Genomic DNA, 18,776 nt, shown 5'->3' on the forward strand with positions numbered 1-18,776 from the left:
TTAACGGAAATTCAACATTACTCCTTAAAAAATAAAATTCATTATCCCTCATTGTATCAAAAAATAACAAAAGTAAACAAACACACTCGTCTGTATTACAGACGAGTGTGTTTTATCCCGCATGAACGGGCAGTAAGACCCCCACCTCAAGATTCAGAGAAAAGCGAAGAAGATAGGTGGGGGATGAAGAAAACCCCCACTTATGGAAGTTTCACTTTATCTTCCACTTATGAAGCTTTCTTTAACTCAATTTGTGCAAGCACCGGATCATGATCACTCATGCGTCCATCCTCTTCCATGACATTTGCATTTAAATGAACTGGATCAACAATTGTGTGCGGTGCAATGTTATTCGTTACAAAAATATGATCTAACACTTGTGCATTTCCTTCATGAATATACGTATAGCGATTTTCTTGCGGAACTGTTTCAAGCATTTCTTTCATGATGTCGCCTTTTAATGCTTGCATTGGTTTTGAAAATTCAAAGTCATTCATATCACCGACTACAACAACTGGTGCATTTGCATGTCGCCCCTGAATACCTTTTACGAAACCATTAACTTCCTCAGCAAGTTGCACGCGTTTTGCTTCACTTTTTAGTACAAGTGGCTGGATTTTTCCAAACGGCGATGCATCTCCTAATTTAGAGTTTAAATGATTGGAAATAACAACGATGTTTTGGCCTTGGAACGTAAACTCAGCAGCTAACGGTTTACGTGTATCGTCAAATAATGGATTGTTTTCTCCAATTCGTACAACATTTTTCTCAAGTAAAACCGGCTTTTGTGCTAATTTCACACGAGATGGATTATAGAAGAAACCAACACGAATATTTGCTCCTGGTGCACCGCCATCTTTATTGTTTTCTGGTGCAATCTCTATATACTCATACTTTGGTCCGTGAATTTCCTGAATCGCATCAATTAAACGTTTTGCACTAAGTGATGCATCTGTTGTACCGTCATTAATTGTTCCATTGTTATCTTGCATTTCTTGAACACCAATAATATCTGGCATCTTTAAATTGTATTTAATTGCGTAAGCAAGACGTCTTACTTTTTCATCGGACGTTTCTTTTATATTTGCTGAGAAGTTCTCAATGTTATATGTCGCAATTGTGAGTTTATCAAGGCGCGGTTGAATATTTGCACCAAGTTGTTTAAATCCACCATCTTGCAGCGCTGGAAGCTCTCCTATTGGAGCAATACGATAATTTCCGTAGTCGTAACCAACTATACCTGTTACATCTCCAAGAAGTTGATCTCCTGCTTTTGCTACATAATTACGTGCGACCTTAACGGAAAGGCGCTCTGGATTTAAATTGTCAGCTTGCAGCAGCGGCGTCCCGAATTTTGTCGTTACTTTCTGACTGCCATTAGCAATCGTTACATATAAGTTACCGTTTTTTTGCGGTGCAATCACTTTTGGTTGTGGCAGTGTTACAAGCATTCCTTCTAAACTTTCATAAAAATCAATTGCATCTTCTGCTGGATCAAACATACCGAATCCATCATTATCAATAACTGTGTCTGGTATTTTTACACCGTTTTCTCCCAATACAACTGCTTCTGGCAGTTTTTGATTACTCGCTTTAATTGTAGCGCTCTTTGCTTTAATTTCTGTAATCGATAAATCTGTCTCAAAACGTTCTGCATATCCTGGTCCGATAAATTCCTCTACTTGTCCATCTATAGAAACGAGATCGCCTACTTTCACGCCCCCATCTTTTTTATAAACATAAATTCCTTCTGAAGTAGCTGGGTCTTCATCAGGCTGCGGATCTTGCATATAAAATCCATATTTATCTAATTGTGTAACAATACCTGTAACGACTTTTACATCTTTTCCATCATAAGCAGACACGTGCGATTTCCCTTGAATATCATGAATGCGAATAGGGTCATTTTTCACAATCGTAAACGAGAATGTTGCAATGCGAGAATCTTCAAATCCCTCTTTCACTGCAATCGCTTTAATGACACTATTTTCATTAAGCACAATTTGTTCATTATAAAGAATACTCTGAGCTGTTGGATTAGATCCATCTAATGTGTAATAGATAGCAGCACCTTCTGTTGCTGTTGTTAATGTTACAGCTGTTCCTTTGTCTACTTCGCCCCCATTTGGGTTAGCGATTACATCGCTCACCTTATGATTCTCATTATCTTGAAACGCATAAGCTGTAACAGATTTTAACCCTGGACTACTAAAATAACTATCTAACGTACCTGTTAAGCGCACTTTTTTCCCTATATTTTCTGGGTGATCTTTTACATTCACTGCTTTACGAACTTCACCTATTGGAAGCTGAACTGGCATAATTTTATCCGCGTTTATTTCATCCGGAGAAGCAGCAATTGCAACATTTGTATCTCCAAATTTCGCTGGGTCTTTCGTATATTTACCTGGATTTTGCGTGTACCCAACAATATACCCTTCTACAACCGCTTGTTTCTTTCCTTGCTGCTGAAACAATTGAATTGCTTCATCAACAGTTAATACTTGTTCCTGTTCAGCCTTCGCTACAATATCTGTTACTAACACAACGAACACGAGTGAAAAAAAGATGATTGCTAGCTTTTTCAAAGAAATCCTCCCCCTAAATGTTTGTCCTATACCTTAGCATGTTCTATCATAGCAGGGATTCTTTATAAAGAATATTACATTTATGAGAATTTACAAAAAATTAATTTTGTACAAAAATTAAGCAAGGAGCAGATTTTTTTCGATATGATCCAGTTCCAGTGGCTCGACTACCCGCATGTTGAATATTGTCGAAAGATCTTTATATTCATATATCGGCGAACACGTAAAAAAGGGGCTGACTCTAAAAGGCACCTACGTGCCTTTTAGGTCATCCCCTCTTACTATTGTGCCATTAACTCTTCTTGTTTCGTTTGTTCTAAATAAGATAATACATATTTTACCGCTGCTTCGCCTTGATCAATACAATCTGGCAAACCAGCGCCAGCATAAGAGCTTCCTGCTAAATAAATGCCAGGTAATTCTTCATTCATGAACTGTTTTAAAGTTTCCATACGCTCTTTATGACCAACCGTATATTGCGGCATCGCATCTTTCCAGCGGCTGACAACAGTAAACTCTGGCTCAGCTGTTATATCCATCGTCTTTTGCAGATCTTCTAACACGACACGAACCATTTCTTCATCTGTCTGCTCCACAATTGCTTCATCACCAGGGCGTCCCACATAACAGCGCAAGAGCACTTTTCCTTCCGGCGTCGTATGCGGCCATTTTTTATGCGTCCATGTACATGCTGTAATCGTAAAATCACTATTACGAGAGACAACAAATCCTGTTCCTTCAATATCACGCTGAATCGCTTCTTTTGGGAACGCTAACGCTACATTCGCAACTGACGTAGATGGAATGTTGCGGAAAAAACGGAACTGTTTATATTGAGAAAACATCGCTGGCAACCACTTATGAGATGCAGCCATAACAATAGCATCGGCTTCTATTTCTTTACCATTGCTAAGTGTAATGCTATAACAATCACCAATTTTTGTGATTTTTTCAACGCGCGTTCCTTTCATAACCGTTTCATCTTCTAATCTTTCTTCAATTGCATCTACAATGGATTGTAATCCTGTTTTCAACGTTAAAAAGATTCCTTTTGCCTTCGCGTCCTCTGGCTTTTTCGGTGCCAATGTACGCATACCGAGCGAAATACTGCGATATTTTTGTTCTACTTGATAAAACTGCGGGAACGTCGACATTAAACTCATCTGATCAATATCACCAGCATAAATGCCTGATAACAACGGCTCAATTAAATTTTCAACCACTTCATTTCCTAAACGGCGACGGAAAAAATGACCGAGTGATTGATCCGATATTGGCTTAGAACGAGGAAGCACAAAATCAAAGCTTGCTCGCACCTTGCCGATAGGAGAAAATAACCCAGAAAATACAAATGGTTTAATTTGCGTTGGAATCCCCATCATCGAACCGCTTGGAATGCCATGCAAACGATTATTTACAAGGACAAACGATTTTCCTGTTGCATTGTTGACAAGTTCATCGCCAAGATTTAATTCTCGTGCTAACCTTGCTGCACTCTCTTTTCGCTCTAGGAACGAATCTGGACCACGTTCAATTGTAAATCCGTCTTTTTGCAGTGTTTGAATTTTTCCTCCGAGCCTACCTGATGATTCAATAAGCATCGTATCAATCGGCAGCCCTTGTTCACGAATTTCTTTTTGTAAGTAATATGCTGTTGTTAAGCCAGAAATCCCGCCACCTATAATCACTACTTTCTTTTTCAAGTCTGCTCCCTCCTTCCTCGCTTTATGAAACTGCACTCCACTTTTTTATAACAACATCTGCTAAACAAGCAATAAATGCAGCACTTGCATTTGGCATTTCTGGACGATAATACTTTGCATTTATTTCTTCTGTTACAATTTTACATTCAATATCATTGTCATATAGTACTTCTAAATGATCTGCAACAAATCCAACAGGTGCATATACAAAAGAAGTGTATCCATATTTCTCATGCAATTCACGTGTTAAATCCTGCACATCTGGCCCAATCCATGGATCTGGTGTATTACCGGCACTTTGCCAGCCTACTGCATAATTTTCCACTTCAGCTCCGCGGGCAATATAATCAGCCGTTTCACTTAATTGTTCTGGATACGGATCACCAAGCGCAATGATTTTCTCTGGCAAACTATGCGCTGATACGATAAGAGCAGCTTTTTCACGCTCATCAGCTGTCATTGTTTCATATGTTGCTTTTACTTGGTTAACCCAGTAATCGATAAATTTTGGTTCTTTATACCAACTGTCAATACCATGAATTTGCAAGCTGCCAAGCTTTTCTGCTTCTTCTTGCGCTCTTCCTACATACGACTTTACGCTGAATGTAGAATAGTGCGGCGCAAGAACAAGGGCAATTGCATCTTTAATTCCATCTTCGTGCATATTCTTCACAGCATCTTCAATAAACGGCTCAATATGTTTTAAGCCGAGATACATTTTAAACTCTACTTCGTCTTGCATTTCATTTAAATACGCTTCTAACTTTGTTGCTTGCTCAAGCGTAATCTTTGCTAGAGGAGAAATGCCACCGATTGCTCGGTAGCGTTCTGTTAGCTCTTCTAACATTTCTGCGCTTGGCTTTCTTCCTCTGCGAATATGTGTATAGTAACGTTCAATATCTTCTTCTTTATAAGGCGTTCCATATGCCATCACAAGTAAACCGATTTTCTTTTTCATGCGGCTTCTCCTTTACTTCGCCAACTGTTCTCTTGAATAGTCGTGTATGAATGCAGTCATACGTTTTAACGTCTCTGGATTTACCTCTGGGAATACACCATGTCCTAAGTTAAATACGTATCCCGGTTGTTTCATTCCTTCGTCTAAAATCGCTTTTACATGCGTTTCAATAACATCCCACGGTGCAAGTAAAATAGATGGATCTAAATTTCCTTGCACCGCCTTTTGAATACCGCGCGCACGCGCCTCTTCAATCGGCAGACGCCAGTCCAGACCGACAACATCAAGTGGCAAGTCATGCCATTCATTTGCTAAATGACTCGCTCCAACGCCGTGCATAATAAGCGGTACATTCATAGGACGAAGCTCTGTGAAAATACGCTCCATTGCTGGTTTAATATATAAGCGGTAATCCGCAACATTTACTGTACCAACCCAAGAATCGAAAATTTGGATTGCTTTTGCACCAGCATTAATTTGCGCTTTTAAATACGTAATCGTCATATCTGCAAGCTTATCCATTAGCGCAAACCATGCTTTCGGCTCTGCATACATAAACGCTTTCGTTTTATGATAATTGCGAGACGGTCCGCCTTCAATCATATAACTTGCTAGCGTAAACGGTGCTCCTGAAAATCCGATTAGCGGAACATCAAGCATTTCCGTTGTTAATAAACGAATCGTATCTAATATATATGGAACGTCATCTTCAGGATGAATTTCTCCTAATTTTTCTACATCTTGCAGCGATTGAATAGGATTATCAATCACAGGCCCAATTCCAGATTTAATCTCTACATCCACACCAATCGCTGGAAGCGGTGACATAATATCTTTATATAAAATAGCAGCGTCAACGTTATATTGATCAACAGGCAGCTTCGTTACATAAGCACAAAGCTCTGGCTGATGTGTAATTTCAAACAAAGAATACTTTTCTTTAATCTTTCTGTATTCCGGCTGAGAGCGACCCGCTTGGCGCATATACCATGCTGGTACATAATCTGTACGCTCTCCTCTGCATGCTTGTAAAAATGTTTCATTGATTTGTCGTACCAAAACCCTGTTCCCCCTTCTTTTCTAATGCAGCTAACGAACCCTATCCTTTTTATCTTTTCTTACTATACAATCTGTAAAAACAAAATGTACAACATTATGTACGATGTTCATGAAATTGACACAAACATATGTCTAAATCCCTTCTTTTTTCGGAACATTTTCATTATAGCACAAGCTGAATTTACGGCTTAACCTCTTTTGTTTTTTCTCCTTCTCGATTCGTTTGCGGATTAAATGGTACAACATAAAAACGAGGTGCTTTAAAAACGTTCATAAACTTTGCTTCATATTCACCTTTTCCTGTTACTGTACCTATATGAGTTGCTTTCCCATTGTCTATTTTGTAAATTCGATATTGAACTCTCTTATCAGGAAGTTGATTCCATGTTAGTTTTGCTGTAAATAAACCAAGCGGGGTAAACATTAACTTAGCTTCTAAACCATCCACTTTACTTAAGCGAATCGGCATCCCAATCGTTTCAACACCGCGTGGCTGTACAAATTTCTTTTCACCTTGTACATTTACTTTCGCTAAAATTGTTTTAAATAGTTTTGTTGGATAGGCACTGCTGCCACGCACATAATGTTTGTCATCAGTGCGGTCATACCCCATCCAAACAGCCCCAACTAAATCTGGTGTATAACCAACAAACCAAACATCTCTTGCTCCAGTTTCTTGATTTGGCAAAGAGGTTGTTCCTGTTTTCCCAGCAAGTGGTCCTTTATATACACCATCTTGTGCAGTTCCTTCTTTCACAACACCTTCAAGCATTTTTGTCATATACCAAGCAGTTTGCTTAGAAAAAATTTTTATTTCTTTTCCTGTTGCTTGTCCAATGATTTCTCCGTGTCGATTCAACACCTTCTCAATTACATGCGGTTCAACGATTTTTCCACCCGCTACAAATGCACGATACATTTTCACAAGTTCAAATGGGGAAACTCCTTCTTTTAAACCGCCAAGCGCAGTACTAAGACCGTGTTCAGGAATATAGATATCTCCTTTTTCTAAATATCGCATTCCTTCCTCCACGCCAATTTCATGCAGAAGAGATACAGCTGGAACATTTGCCGATTCTAATAACGCATCATACATCGTTACTTCCTTCGAATATTGATTGTTATAATTGTGCGGTTCATAGCCATCAAACGAACTTTGTTCATTTGTTAATAAAGAATACGGTGTATATTTTTTCGTTTCAAGTGCTGGTGCATATACGAGAAGCGGCTTTAATACAGATCCCGGCTGCCGCTTTGCGTAAATTCGATTTAACCCGCGTGCTAAGTAATGCCTTCCTCCAACTGCAGCTCTTATCCCGCCTGTTCTACTATCCATTAAGAGAACAGCACCTTGCATCTCATCGTCTTGCATTGGAAAATTACGGACATTTTGCAATTGTTCATACGCTACCTTTTGCATCTTGTCATCCATCGCAACAACAAATGTATATCCTCCGCGCAATACTTCTTGATGAGATAATCCATACGTACGAGCTGCTTCATCGACTACCATATCGATATATGGCATATAAGCAAGCTTCTGTTCATTTCGATTTGTATGAAGAGCAATCGTTTTTCCTTGATAACGAACTGTTTCTTCTGCCGATAAATATCCTTGCTTATGCATTAACGATAAAATCAAATCCCGGCGTTCCTTACTTTTTTCAGGATGCAAAAACGGAGAATAGCTATTCGGTGCTTTCGGAAGAGCAGCGAGCATCGCACCTTCTTCGACCGTTAACTGCTGTGCGTCTTTATTAAAATAAAATTTTGCAGCTGCTTGAATGCCGTATGCCCCGTGCCCAAAATAAATATGATTTAAATACATTTCTAAAAGCTGCTGCTTCGTATATTTCTGCTCCAAGTGAAACGCAATTGCAACTTCCTTCATTTTTCGAAATAACGTTTTTTCATGTGACAAAAAGACATTTTTCACAAGCTGCTGTGTAATCGTACTCCCACCTTCTACTTTCTCTCCAGCTAAAATATCTTTATAAAGTGCTCGTATAATAGAAGAAAAATCAACACCATGATGTTTATAAAAACGTGAATCTTCAACAGCTAAAAACGATTGTTGAACAAATGTTGGGATATCTTCAATATGTACCAATTCTCGATTTTCCACGTAAAGTTTCGTGATTTCTTTACCTTTCTGATCAACGATACGTGATGAAGAGTGAAATACAAGACGCTTTTCATCCATCATATAACCACCAGCAAATATAATCAGTTTATATAGAACAATTGCAAATATAAAAATTGAAACAAAGCCAATGAGAAACATCTTTGTATTCTTCACGCCTCACCCTTCTTTCCAAATGATGGTACGTTTATTATTTGAAAAAACATATCCTTTATGTATCATCTTCGAAGGTTTTTACACGTCTTGATATAATGAAGAAAAATAAAGTGAAACTTCCATCAGTGGGGGTTTCTTCATACCCCACTGATGAAAATTTCACTTTATAAGAAAATTGAATTCACTGTAACATATGTTTTAAGTTCCTAGTACCTTTTTGCCAAGAGGTTTCGTACTATTCGAATCTGGTTCAAGTGTAATACCGATGTTATCGAAGGACTGTTTTTGTGAAATTTCATATGTCAGAAGTCCCGAACCAGTTTCATCAGGTTTAAAGATTCCAGCGTTTTTTCTTTCGCCATCTTTCAATAACCAAACTTGATACACTTCTGAATTTTTCACTTGTGGCAAATGATCCGCTTGTACAACTAATTTTTTCTTATCTCCTTGTTGTATAACAAACATATATCCCTTTGTATTTTCATGATTTTGATCGGTTGATACTAATGGACGAGTAGAAATTACTTCAATTGGATCGCTGTTTAATTCATGCTTAGCTAAAGGTTGTGTTTTTAATTGTGAATTTTCGATTGTTAATGCTACTGTAATCACTAACATTGTTACTAGTACTCCTGTTGCCAACGGTGTAAATTGTTTTTTTAGTAAAGCCGTCCATTCTTTCCATTTCGCTGTTACTCTGTTATCTTCATTCGTTTGTTCGTCTGCAAATATAAAATCAAACACTTCAGCTTTTAATGTTGCTGGTACTTCTTTCTCCTCAAAATCGAAATGCAGCGCTTCCCAAGCTGGCTGCATTGATTGATACTCAGCTTGACATTTCGGGCATACCTTTAAATGTTCTTTAAACTTTTTTTCTTCTTTATCATCAAATGTATTCGTAACGTAGGATAATAAATGCTCACATTCTCTCTCCATACTATCCCCTCTATTCTAGATATTTTTTTAATTGCTTTAAAGATTGATGAAGACGACTTTTAGTGGTTCCCAATGGTTCATCTTCCATTTTAGCAATCTCACTAAGGGAATAACCTTTCCAATAGAGCAAGTCGATTAATCTTTTTTGAGACGTAGACAAATTCTGCTTTGCCTTTTGAATTTCAACACTGTGCAGCCTTTTCTCGATTTCATTCTTTGAATCTGCTATATGTATAGGTTTTTCAGCATCATCAAACTTCCTATACATAAGTTCTTTATTTTCTTTTCGGACATAATCAATACATATATTCCTCGTAATCGTAAGTATCCAATTTACGAACTCACCTTTTGAAGGATTATACATACTTTTCGTTGTCCAAAGTTTTAAAAAAACTAATTGAACAACTTCTTTTGTTTTGTCTTCATTTCCCTGAAAAAATTTAAAAGTGAAACTATATGTCAACTTAATATATCGTTCATATAGTTCTTCTAATGCAGGACGATGGTTTCTTTTTACTAATTGCATTAACTCATAATCATTTTTTTCTTTCATTCTCACCTGCACTCCCTGTTTTTTCATTTATTTCTGATAATTTGTAATTTATTCAATTATATAATTCAGGAAGAAAAATAGGAACCACCAACAATGCTGGTCGCTCCTTTTAACAGAATATTTACCACTGTTTACTGTTTAAATGTAGTTTCACTATTCAACACAAACCATATATCTTTAACCCCTTGTCCATTTATATCTCCTTTTGATTTATCATTCGCAAAATAGTAAAGGGGATAGCCTTTATACGTTACTTGTTGTTCTTTCGTATCTTCTCTTGTTATCGTAGCAAAGTCTTTTTTATCAAATCCTTTTGGCACTTCAAAATCTTTTGCAACAAATGGCGGCCAAAGTTTTACACAGTCACCACTACAATTACTTACCTTAGATGTGTCTTTTGCAAAATAATAGAGTGTCTTTCCGTTTGCATCTGCTAAGTATTTTCCAACCTTATCGTTCTCTAATAATTGTAAACTAGAAGATTCGTCTTTATTACTAGAAACTTCACTCACGTTTTCTCCACTCGTTTTCTTACTTTGAGCCCCTTCTTCCTTATCGCTATTACACGCTGCTAATAAAAAAATGCTCGCTAATATGGATACAACACATTGCCATGCTTTCATACTGACTCCTCCTTCAATTTTTTATTTATATGTAAGGTAACGATTGAAAGATTGAATCGGTTTTATAGAAAATAAAAAAAGATGCAAGCCTTTCCTTCTGCTTACATCTCTTTCTAACTCTATCAAATTTATTCTGCTATTCGCGGGCAGTAAGCCCCCACTGCTGGAAGTTTCACTTTATGTAAACTGAAGAATTTTTATATGTTTCTATATATTGAATATCGTTATATTAACAACACTTTATACTCAAACGCTCTTTCAGTCTACAACTATTTTTTCATCTTTTTGCTTATACCAACTATGCATCTTTTCCGCATCTTCTAATCTCGTATGTTTTAATTCATAATGCCGTCCTGCACCTGATGATGCAACCGCAAACATATACGTACACAATTGATCTTTATGCTGGAAGTAAGACTGACTTTTCTTCATCGATTGAATATGTCTTTTTCTCACTAATCCCGTATATTTAGCAATGCCGCGATATACAATTGTGAGCTGATTAGGTTGCAGCGCATATCCGCCTGTTGTAAATTTTCCATATCCAAGAGCTGTAAAAATCATAAACAATGGAATTAATACAAATAGCCCTATATATTGTTTAAAATATATACTCACTCCGGCAATTGGTATCGCAAATATCATACAAATGACCCAACTATAAATGAGGTAGCGACGCAGTGCAGCCTTTGGTAAATGTGTTACATGATCCTCTATTTTGTATGGTAATTGCAAGTGCTCCAATAACTTTTGCACATCCTTTTTTTTCATAAGGGGATGCAACGTAACATTCATGTCATTTTTTCCAACGCTTTGAATCACTTCTACGTGCACCGAGCAATAAGCAAACGGTTGGCGAAGCAGCGCTTCTTTAATCGTAATAGCTTGGATCCGGTGTAACTTTAACACAAGTTCCTTTTTCTCAAATAGCCCTTGCGAAATGCGAATTTCATCTCCTCTTCGATAAACAGTAAAATTCGCATGTTTAAATGCATATGAAATTGTTGAAATAACCCATGAAAATACAAGTAAAATAGCCGCCATATACATCCAGCCGTACATATCACTATTTTCCACATATTTTTCGACTGCATTGATAAGATGCTGTGGAAGATAGTCTTTTAGCTCTTGCGCAAATATGAAAAGAAACGAAAATAACAACCCAAACTGACCGGATGTAATAGATGCAAGGAGAATTTCTTTTACTGTTAGTTTATAAACAGCTGTATTCGTTTCATTCGTTTGTGTATGCTGTTCTTCTTTTAACTGTTCTTCTATTTTCGCTTCTTCATTTAGAAGAGAAATTATATGCTTTGCCTCATCATTTGTAATCCCCGCTAAGTTTACCTCTGGCTCATGGCCTCCGCCAGCCGTTTCAATTTTTAATTTCGTTAAACCTAACAATTGATAAACAACATTGGAGCTTGTATTGATTGTTTGCACACGCTCTTTATTTAAGTAGCTTTCTTTTTTCACAAATAATCCATGTTTAATATGTAGAGTATTATTTTCAATCCAATACACTTTGTAATACCATTCAATCATAGTAGAAAGAATGGTAAATGCGAAAATACCAAATGGAATCAAATACCAAAATGGAAATTTACCTTTCGTACTAAAGAGAAGTAGAAATGTTGGCAGAAGATCTTTAATCTTTAATTCAAATAAAATGGTAATTGGATGCTGCCTCTTATACATCTTCATCACTTACCTTCGCCAGTTCAGAAATTTGGCGTTTTAATTGTTCTGCTTCTCTCATCGTTAAACCAGGAATACCGTGCGTCATTGCAGCTGTAGATACTTTTAATTCTGTTAAGCCATACTTACGCATTATTGGACCTTGTTCAATCGTTATGTGCTGAATACGAATCATCGGCACTAATACGCGCTGAACAACGAACATTCCATGTTGAATTTCCATCTCTTCTTCATTTAATTGATAACTATGATAGCGTTGACGTAAATTTGGAAAAACAAGATAGCTGAGCGGCGCATACGCAAGAAGCCCTATTACAAGCGCACCAAATATCCAGCCTGTCCAATCAAATTTAATCATAAATATAAAATAAGCAATTGTAATAATAAGACCGACTCCAGATGTAATGAGCGAGCTAATTTGCCATACCCGTACCATGCTGGAATGAATTTGATTTTCTAATGGTTGCATCGTTTCACCTCTATTTCATCATCTAGTACATCTTTTCTATGAATCTATAACCTTAGTTACCAAACTGCATTAATCATATAAAAAACATAATTGGAAAACAAGTTATTTTTAGTAAATGTTTTCCTTTTTTGAAGGTATAAAAAAACTTTCGCATCTGTATAGATACGAAAGTTTTTCGCGTTACATTATTCCTTTTTGCTGTAAGAAGCGCAGCCGATAGCAGTTCATTGTCACTTCACCGAGCCGCTGTAAAAGTTGATAGTTCGCGTACGCCCCCACCGGCGCACCGATGATTGGTACAAGCTGCAGCATCTTGGCTAAGTCAATATAATCCCGGTATTCTTGCTGAAATTTCTCCCAATCAATATGATTTTCTATATTCGTATCCCACGTTTCAATAGCCTTCCATATTTCTTTTCGATGATCATCACTTGAGAAAGCGAGTTGGAATACATGAAGAATGAATAACCGCTCTTCTTTTTTACTCGTATCATAGCCGTACAATGTCGCCGCATCAAATAAAAATTTAATTTTAATGCTAAGCAAAAGCGGGAAGTCAGCAAGACCGAGCAAGAAACCTCCTGCTCCTGTTCCAGCTCCTTCCGCGGCTGCAATCTTTTTATATTCATCCATTTTCTTTAGCACTTCTTCATCTCTTCTTTGCAATGACCAATCCGTTTCTTTTAACTTCGGTTTGATGAAATTTGAACCGATGCTAATTCCTTGCACCATCGTTTTAATCGTTTCTGTTAATATGTTTTGCACTTTTGCTGGAATGAATTGCTGCACTTTCGTTTGCATTGCTTTTGAAAAACGTGTCATTGCGGAAGAGTTTTTTATAATTTTTCTTTTCCACTGCTGCAATTCTAAGATGACCTTTTGTTCATATTCAGTCATACTTTTCTTCCTTTCAATATACAGTGAACCTTCCATTCATCAGATTTTTCACCTATATTTTAAGTGCGGGATAATTTTTTTAAGCGCTTTGCGCCGTATTGATATACAAATCCAACGCTAAATAACATATTTTCAAGAAATACGATTCCTGTCATCATCATATCCTTCGTTGCAACCGCAAATAGCACGGTGAAAATTACACCACCTACGCAAAGGACAGCACATAATAATGCGAGAAAATCCTTCATCTTCGCTTCCTCTGAAATAGGATATAAATCCATCCATAACTTCAAACGATGATGCTTCCATAAGCTTAGCAACTGATAGCCAATTAAATATAAAAACACGACACTGACAATAAGACGTGCATATAGAAATGGAACAAAGTATAAAATCAAGCTGCCAATTATAAGTAGACGAACATACAATCCAAGATAATTTCCTGAACGTAAAAACGTACGAACAAATAAGAATAAATATGGTCGTTTTTCTGGTACGGTATTGAGAATAAAATCAAGCCATTTCCGGCGAGATACACGTTCCTTTAACGCTGGCACATCGACAAACATATTGGCAATGCGGTATAGCAATAACATTTTCTTTCCTTCTTCAGCAATTAAGTATTCCCAGTTTAGCGGTTTTCCTCTTACTTTTCGCTGCAAAAATACAAGATAAACCACCATCGCAAAAATGATTGCTCCCATATAAACAGCCGAAGCGCGCTCTACAAGGAAATATACAAAGAAAAAGTTAAGCACAAAACGGACCAACCAGTCAATGAGATGAATACGGTTATCCGTTATATAAGACTTTTCCCAAGTGACAAATAAATTCCAAGCTTTACTTAACACAATAGCGAGCACAATTACTATGTATGTTATTCCGGATTGTTTCATCTGCTGGAAATAGAGCGGAGCAATCGCTGCACTGGCCATCGCTACCAGATACAACTGAATGAGAAACGTAAATTGAAATGCTTTTGTGAAATATGCTTTTAATTTTTCTTCTACCGGCAGTAAATATACAAGATCCGCTTCTTTTAATAACGTTTGAATCGATCCTGCAGTTAATACAAGGCCCAATAGAACTGCTATAACAAATGCTGCTGGAAATGAAGGTGTTAATGTTTGTAACCATTGCTGATAATAATATGCACCCGCACCGATGATAAATACAAAAATAAATTTTAAATGATCATTAAACACATATTTACCATATGTACGAATTTCTTTTAAAAAATGACGAAACCGTTCGCTCCATAACTTTTTACTATTCATCAGCATCTTCTTCCTTCGTTAGTGCAATGTAAATATCATCAAGCGTTGCACCCGCCATGTTAAACTGCTGTTGCAGCTCTTCAAGTGTGCCCTGTGCACGAATTTCGCCTTGATGCAAAATAATGAACGAATCACAATAACGCTCTGCTGTTGCTAAAATATGTGTACTCATTAAAATGCCAGCACCGCTTTTCTTCATTTGATCCATCATTTGCAAAAGCGATTGAATGGCTAACGGGTCTAATCCAATAAACGGTTCATCCACAATATACAGAGAAGGCTGCACTAAAAAGGCGCTCATAATCATTACTTTTTGTTTCATCCCTTTTGAAAAATGGGATGGAAACCACTTCAAACGATTTTTCATGCGAAACTCTTTTAACAATTTTCCTACGCGTTCTTCGTATTCTTTTTCCTCAACGCCATATGCCATTGCTGTTAGCTTTAAATGCTCTTCTAATGTTAACTCCTCATATAACACAGGTGTTTCTGGAATAAATGAGAAACTAGAGCGATATGCTGTCATATCCTCTTTTAATGTCTTGCCGTTAATCGTAATGTGACCTTGTTTCGGCTCCATCAATCCGATGATGTGCTTAATTGTTGTACTCTTGCCTGCACCATTTAAACCAATTAAACCGACAAGTTCCCCTTTCTTAACGGAGAATGAAATATTTTGCAATACAGGCCGTTTTGTATATCCACCTGTGACATTTTCGACTCGCAATAATTGTTCCATATGACACCACTTTCTTCTTTATGTATGTATAATCATCTTACCAAAAAATTAAAGCTCCTACATAGTACGGAACTTTTATAAAAAGAAAAAATTTCCTTTACATAACTTTTACAAAAGCGGACATCATAATTAGTGAGGAAGGAACACATTGAAAAAGCAACCATAAAAGTGATGAACACAGCATAGCGAAATCATCATGAAATGGGGTGTCTATAATGGACAAAGTGAGTGAGTTTACACGGAGCAGATAATTGTTTAATTTTAGAAACGGGGTGTCTCGAGGAGAGTAGATACTGTTTTATAAAATAAACAAGTCATTTCAGAAGGATTGCAACATCATTTCATTGTAAATGGGGTGTCGACGGCAGAGTAGATGTCGAATTACCACGCATTTCCTAATAAATGAGGTGTCTGTTAAAGGTAGATTAAACGAAAACGCTTTTTCAACCCTTCTTCAGAAGGCAGGAAGCTTAATTAGCTTCCTGCTTTTCGTGTTTTTTCTACTATGTAATTATGGTAAAATACGGCTAAGACTACTGAAAGGATGAGGAATATGAATCATACAGCAGATAATTGTATTTTTTGTAAAATTATTGAAGGGCAAATTCCTTGCGCAAAAGTATATGAAGATGAGCATGTACTTGCTTTTTTAGATATTAGCCAAGTTACAAAAGGACATACACTCGTAATTCCAAAAGTACATAAACAAGATGTATTTGCATTAACACCAGAAATTGCTGCACACATTTTCTCTGTCGTTCCAAAAATTTCGAACGCTATTAAAACCGAGTACAATCCAGTTGGCTTTAACTTACTAAATAATAATGGAGAAAAAGCAGGCCAAACTGTTTTTCACTTCCATCTTCATTTAATTCCACGCTACGGCGGGAAGGACGGATTTGGCGCTGTGTGGAAATCTCATCAAGGTGATTACACAATGGAAGAGTTACACAACATTGCAAACACAATTGCAACTAGTGTAAAGTAGTATAACACTTTCATCGGGACTGATGAGTTGAAAAGATCAGATTTTGCAGATAATCTTTCTTATATAACATATTAAGACAGACTAACCGTTTCATCTGAATAGATAACCTATTGTAGTATGTACAATAAAATTGTACATACCATACATATCCCGCCAATAAAAGCGAACCTAACGGTTTGTTGTTTCACCAAAAGTATTGGCGGATACGATCTTTTCTGTTTTAAAATGAAAAGTAATTGCATTGCTCGTACAAGAAAGAAAAGACTGACAATAAAACAAATTGTTGTAATCCATTTCACTTTTCTCCCCCCTTGTCTTATGCATATGCACGTTTTTACACATCATGAGTACAACGATAAAGTAAAACTTCCATCAACTGATGGTTAGTTGAACCAATTAAGGAGGTCCTTTTTATGTCAAAATCTAAATTCTTCCTAACTGGCGTCATTTGCGGCGGAGCTGTCGCTGGACTTGCTGTGCTCTTTTCCACTCCTTCATCTGGAAAAGATATGCGAAATAAGTTAAAAGAAAAAGGAAATGATATAAAGAAAACATTATCTGATATTACAGCAGATACTAAATTATTAAAACGACAAATTGTTGAAACAGCTTCTGAAGGAAAAGAGGTAATTCAAGAATTAAGAAATGATATGCACGAAACATTCTCTGTATGGAGACAAGATATTTCCCAAAACAAGCGCCATATTGAACAAGAAATTGAAGACATTCAAAAATCAATTGAAAAATTACAACAAGCAGTTCCTGATAAAGCGTAACTTTTCGTATATAACAAATATTTTTGATTCGGCTCTTCTCTTACACGGCACATGACATACATGTGCCGTATTTTTTATACAATTACACTGTTTCCTTTTTTCATGCAAATGAGAATAAAATTACGTTAATCTTTACCCTAATCCGCAATGAAACGCTTCCAAATTAACTCGGAATTTGTATAGTTTTGTCATTTTTCCGAAAAATTTTCACAATTCTAACAAAAAGACTTTATTAATTTTTATTTTACTGGCATAATAGATACTAATGAATAAGAATTGTATAAAGTGGGTGAATAAATGAAAAGCGGGGAAAAAAGTTATTCGATAAAAGAAGCGATGATTTTCAGTCAACGCATCGCTCAACTATCAAAAGCATTATGGAAATCTGTAGAAAAAGATTGGCAGCAATGGATTAAACCATACGATTTAAACATTAATGAGCATCACATTTTATGGATTGCGTATCATTTAAAAGGGGCTTCTATTTCAGAAATTGCAAAGTTCGGCGTAATGCATGTATCCACAGCTTTTAACTTCTCTAAAAAACTAGAAGAGCGCGGTTTACTTATTTTTTCAAAAAAAGAAGATGACAAGCGAAACACGTATATCGAGATTACGGATATGGGAGAGCAATTGCTGCTGCAATTAATGGAGGAGTATGACCCTGAAAGTAATTCTGTCTTTAATGGCGCTTTGGCTCTTCGTAATTTTTATGGTAAATTCCCAGAAAATATCGAATTAATCGCCATTTTACGAAATATTTACGGGCAAGATTTTATCGACATTTTCGAGAAATCCCTGGATAATATCGAGGACAATTTTACAGAACTCGATGAAAAACTTGTTAAAAAATTTTAAATTTATTCTTTTAATGCCATCATACGTATAAATTCTTGCATTAATGGTTGAAATAAACCTTGACGTTCAAGCGCTTCTGCGGTCTCTTTTCCTTCGAGGCTTCGTGGAAGCGCTTTTTCAAATTTATCCAACAGTGCATCAAATAAAAGTAAACCTTCTTGCTTTTCGATTATGTATTGCTCGTTCATTTCTTCACAAAGAACTAACAAACGTTCTACATCACGTCTCATCACTTTCTTCTTTATAATTAAAGAGTAAAATGGACACTTTTGTTCATCTATCATTTTAAAAAGAAGCGATACATAATATTCTGCTTGATCTAAGCGCTTGACAACGTCCATTTTCTTCCCTCTCT

General features: G+C 36.6%; 17 protein-coding genes and 1 pseudogene. 3 read left to right on the forward strand and 15 right to left on the reverse strand.

Going from position 1 to position 18,776, the window contains the following annotated elements:
- Positions 1-227 precede the first annotated feature (227 nt).
- From ACTDJC_RS10960 to ACTDJC_RS11020, 13 genes and pseudogenes are all read right to left on the reverse strand, one after another.
- Positions 228-2,495, reverse strand: a pseudogene (locus ACTDJC_RS10960) (DUF6359 domain-containing protein); the annotation flags it as partial.
- Positions 2,496-2,869: 374 nt separating this feature from the next.
- Complete coding sequence (hemY, locus tag ACTDJC_RS10965; RefSeq protein ID WP_440603384.1) at positions 2,870-4,291, reverse strand: protoporphyrinogen oxidase; 1,422 nt, start codon at positions 4,289-4,291, stop codon at positions 2,870-2,872.
- A gap of 22 nt (positions 4,292-4,313) precedes the next feature.
- The gene (hemH, locus tag ACTDJC_RS10970; RefSeq protein WP_440603385.1) at positions 4,314-5,249 is read right to left on the reverse strand and encodes a ferrochelatase; all 936 of its coding nucleotides are present in this window, start codon (positions 5,247-5,249) and stop codon (positions 4,314-4,316) included.
- Between the two features lie 12 nt (positions 5,250-5,261).
- Positions 5,262-6,308: a uroporphyrinogen decarboxylase gene (gene hemE, locus ACTDJC_RS10975; protein WP_440603386.1), complete on the reverse strand. Its 1,047-nt coding sequence runs from the start codon at positions 6,306-6,308 to the stop codon at positions 5,262-5,264.
- Positions 6,309-6,489: 181 nt separating this feature from the next.
- Positions 6,490-8,592, reverse strand: coding sequence for a transglycosylase domain-containing protein (locus ACTDJC_RS10980; RefSeq protein WP_440603472.1), 2,103 nt, complete (start codon positions 8,590-8,592; stop codon positions 6,490-6,492).
- Between the two features lie 213 nt (positions 8,593-8,805).
- Positions 8,806-9,543 (reverse strand): anti-sigma factor, encoded by a 738-nt coding sequence (locus tag ACTDJC_RS10985; protein WP_098306033.1) that lies wholly within the window; start codon positions 9,541-9,543, stop codon positions 8,806-8,808.
- A 10-nt stretch (positions 9,544-9,553) separates the two neighbouring features.
- Positions 9,554-10,096, reverse strand: a complete 543-nt coding sequence (locus ACTDJC_RS10990) for an RNA polymerase sigma factor (RefSeq protein WP_098306031.1) — start codon at positions 10,094-10,096, stop codon at positions 9,554-9,556.
- Between the two features lie 131 nt (positions 10,097-10,227).
- Complete coding sequence (locus ACTDJC_RS10995; protein ID WP_098306029.1) at positions 10,228-10,719, reverse strand: COG4315 family predicted lipoprotein; 492 nt, start codon at positions 10,717-10,719, stop codon at positions 10,228-10,230.
- A 258-nt stretch (positions 10,720-10,977) separates the two neighbouring features.
- Entirely contained in the window at positions 10,978-12,417 is a 1,440-nt protein-coding gene (locus ACTDJC_RS11000) for a PH domain-containing protein (protein ID WP_440603473.1), read from the reverse strand.
- The gene (locus tag ACTDJC_RS11005; protein ID WP_098306027.1) at positions 12,410-12,886 is read right to left on the reverse strand and encodes a PH domain-containing protein; all 477 of its coding nucleotides are present in this window, start codon (positions 12,884-12,886) and stop codon (positions 12,410-12,412) included. Before ACTDJC_RS11005 ends, ACTDJC_RS11000 begins: the two co-directional genes overlap by 8 nt.
- Positions 12,887-13,066: 180 nt before the next feature.
- The gene (locus ACTDJC_RS11010; protein WP_098306265.1) at positions 13,067-13,783 is read right to left on the reverse strand and encodes an EcsC family protein; all 717 of its coding nucleotides are present in this window, start codon (positions 13,781-13,783) and stop codon (positions 13,067-13,069) included.
- Between the two features lie 59 nt (positions 13,784-13,842).
- On the reverse strand, positions 13,843-15,060 hold the full coding sequence (locus tag ACTDJC_RS11015; protein ID WP_440603387.1) for an ABC transporter permease: 1,218 nt from the start codon (positions 15,058-15,060) through the stop codon (positions 13,843-13,845).
- Positions 15,053-15,799, reverse strand: a complete 747-nt coding sequence (locus tag ACTDJC_RS11020) for an ABC transporter ATP-binding protein (RefSeq protein ID WP_098306023.1) — start codon at positions 15,797-15,799, stop codon at positions 15,053-15,055. The genes ACTDJC_RS11015 and ACTDJC_RS11020 overlap by 8 nt, the downstream gene beginning before the upstream one ends.
- Positions 15,800-16,352: 553 nt before the next feature.
- Here ACTDJC_RS11020 and ACTDJC_RS11025 point away from each other — a divergent pair.
- Positions 16,353-16,787 (forward strand): HIT family protein, encoded by a 435-nt coding sequence (locus ACTDJC_RS11025; RefSeq protein ID WP_098306021.1) that lies wholly within the window; start codon positions 16,353-16,355, stop codon positions 16,785-16,787.
- 107 nt (positions 16,788-16,894) lie between these two features.
- Here the strand turns inward: ACTDJC_RS11025 and ACTDJC_RS11030 are convergent, their stop codons facing one another.
- Complete coding sequence (locus tag ACTDJC_RS11030; RefSeq protein ID WP_098306019.1) at positions 16,895-17,086, reverse strand: hypothetical protein; 192 nt, start codon at positions 17,084-17,086, stop codon at positions 16,895-16,897.
- A 114-nt stretch (positions 17,087-17,200) separates the two neighbouring features.
- On the opposite strand from ACTDJC_RS11030, the gene ACTDJC_RS11035 reads away from it, so the two are divergent.
- A complete protein-coding gene (locus tag ACTDJC_RS11035; protein ID WP_098306017.1) occupies positions 17,201-17,563 on the forward strand; it encodes a YtxH domain-containing protein in 363 nt (120 codons plus the stop codon).
- Positions 17,564-17,860: 297 nt separating this feature from the next.
- Positions 17,861-18,421 carry an HTH-type transcriptional regulator Hpr gene (locus ACTDJC_RS11040; protein ID WP_098306015.1) on the forward strand — a complete coding sequence of 187 codons (561 nt, stop codon included), beginning with the start codon at positions 17,861-17,863 and terminating at the stop codon, positions 18,419-18,421.
- A 2-nt stretch (positions 18,422-18,423) separates the two neighbouring features.
- Here ACTDJC_RS11040 and ACTDJC_RS11045 read toward each other — a convergent pair whose 3' ends face one another.
- Positions 18,424-18,762, reverse strand: coding sequence for a DUF1878 family protein (locus ACTDJC_RS11045; RefSeq protein WP_440603388.1), 339 nt, complete (start codon positions 18,760-18,762; stop codon positions 18,424-18,426).
- Between the last annotated feature and the right edge of the window lie 14 nt (positions 18,763-18,776).

It is taken from the genome of Bacillus sp. GB_SG_008, assembly GCF_052038115.1.
Lineage (GTDB): Bacteria > Bacillota > Bacilli > Bacillales > Bacillaceae_G > Bacillus_A > Bacillus_A rhizoplanae.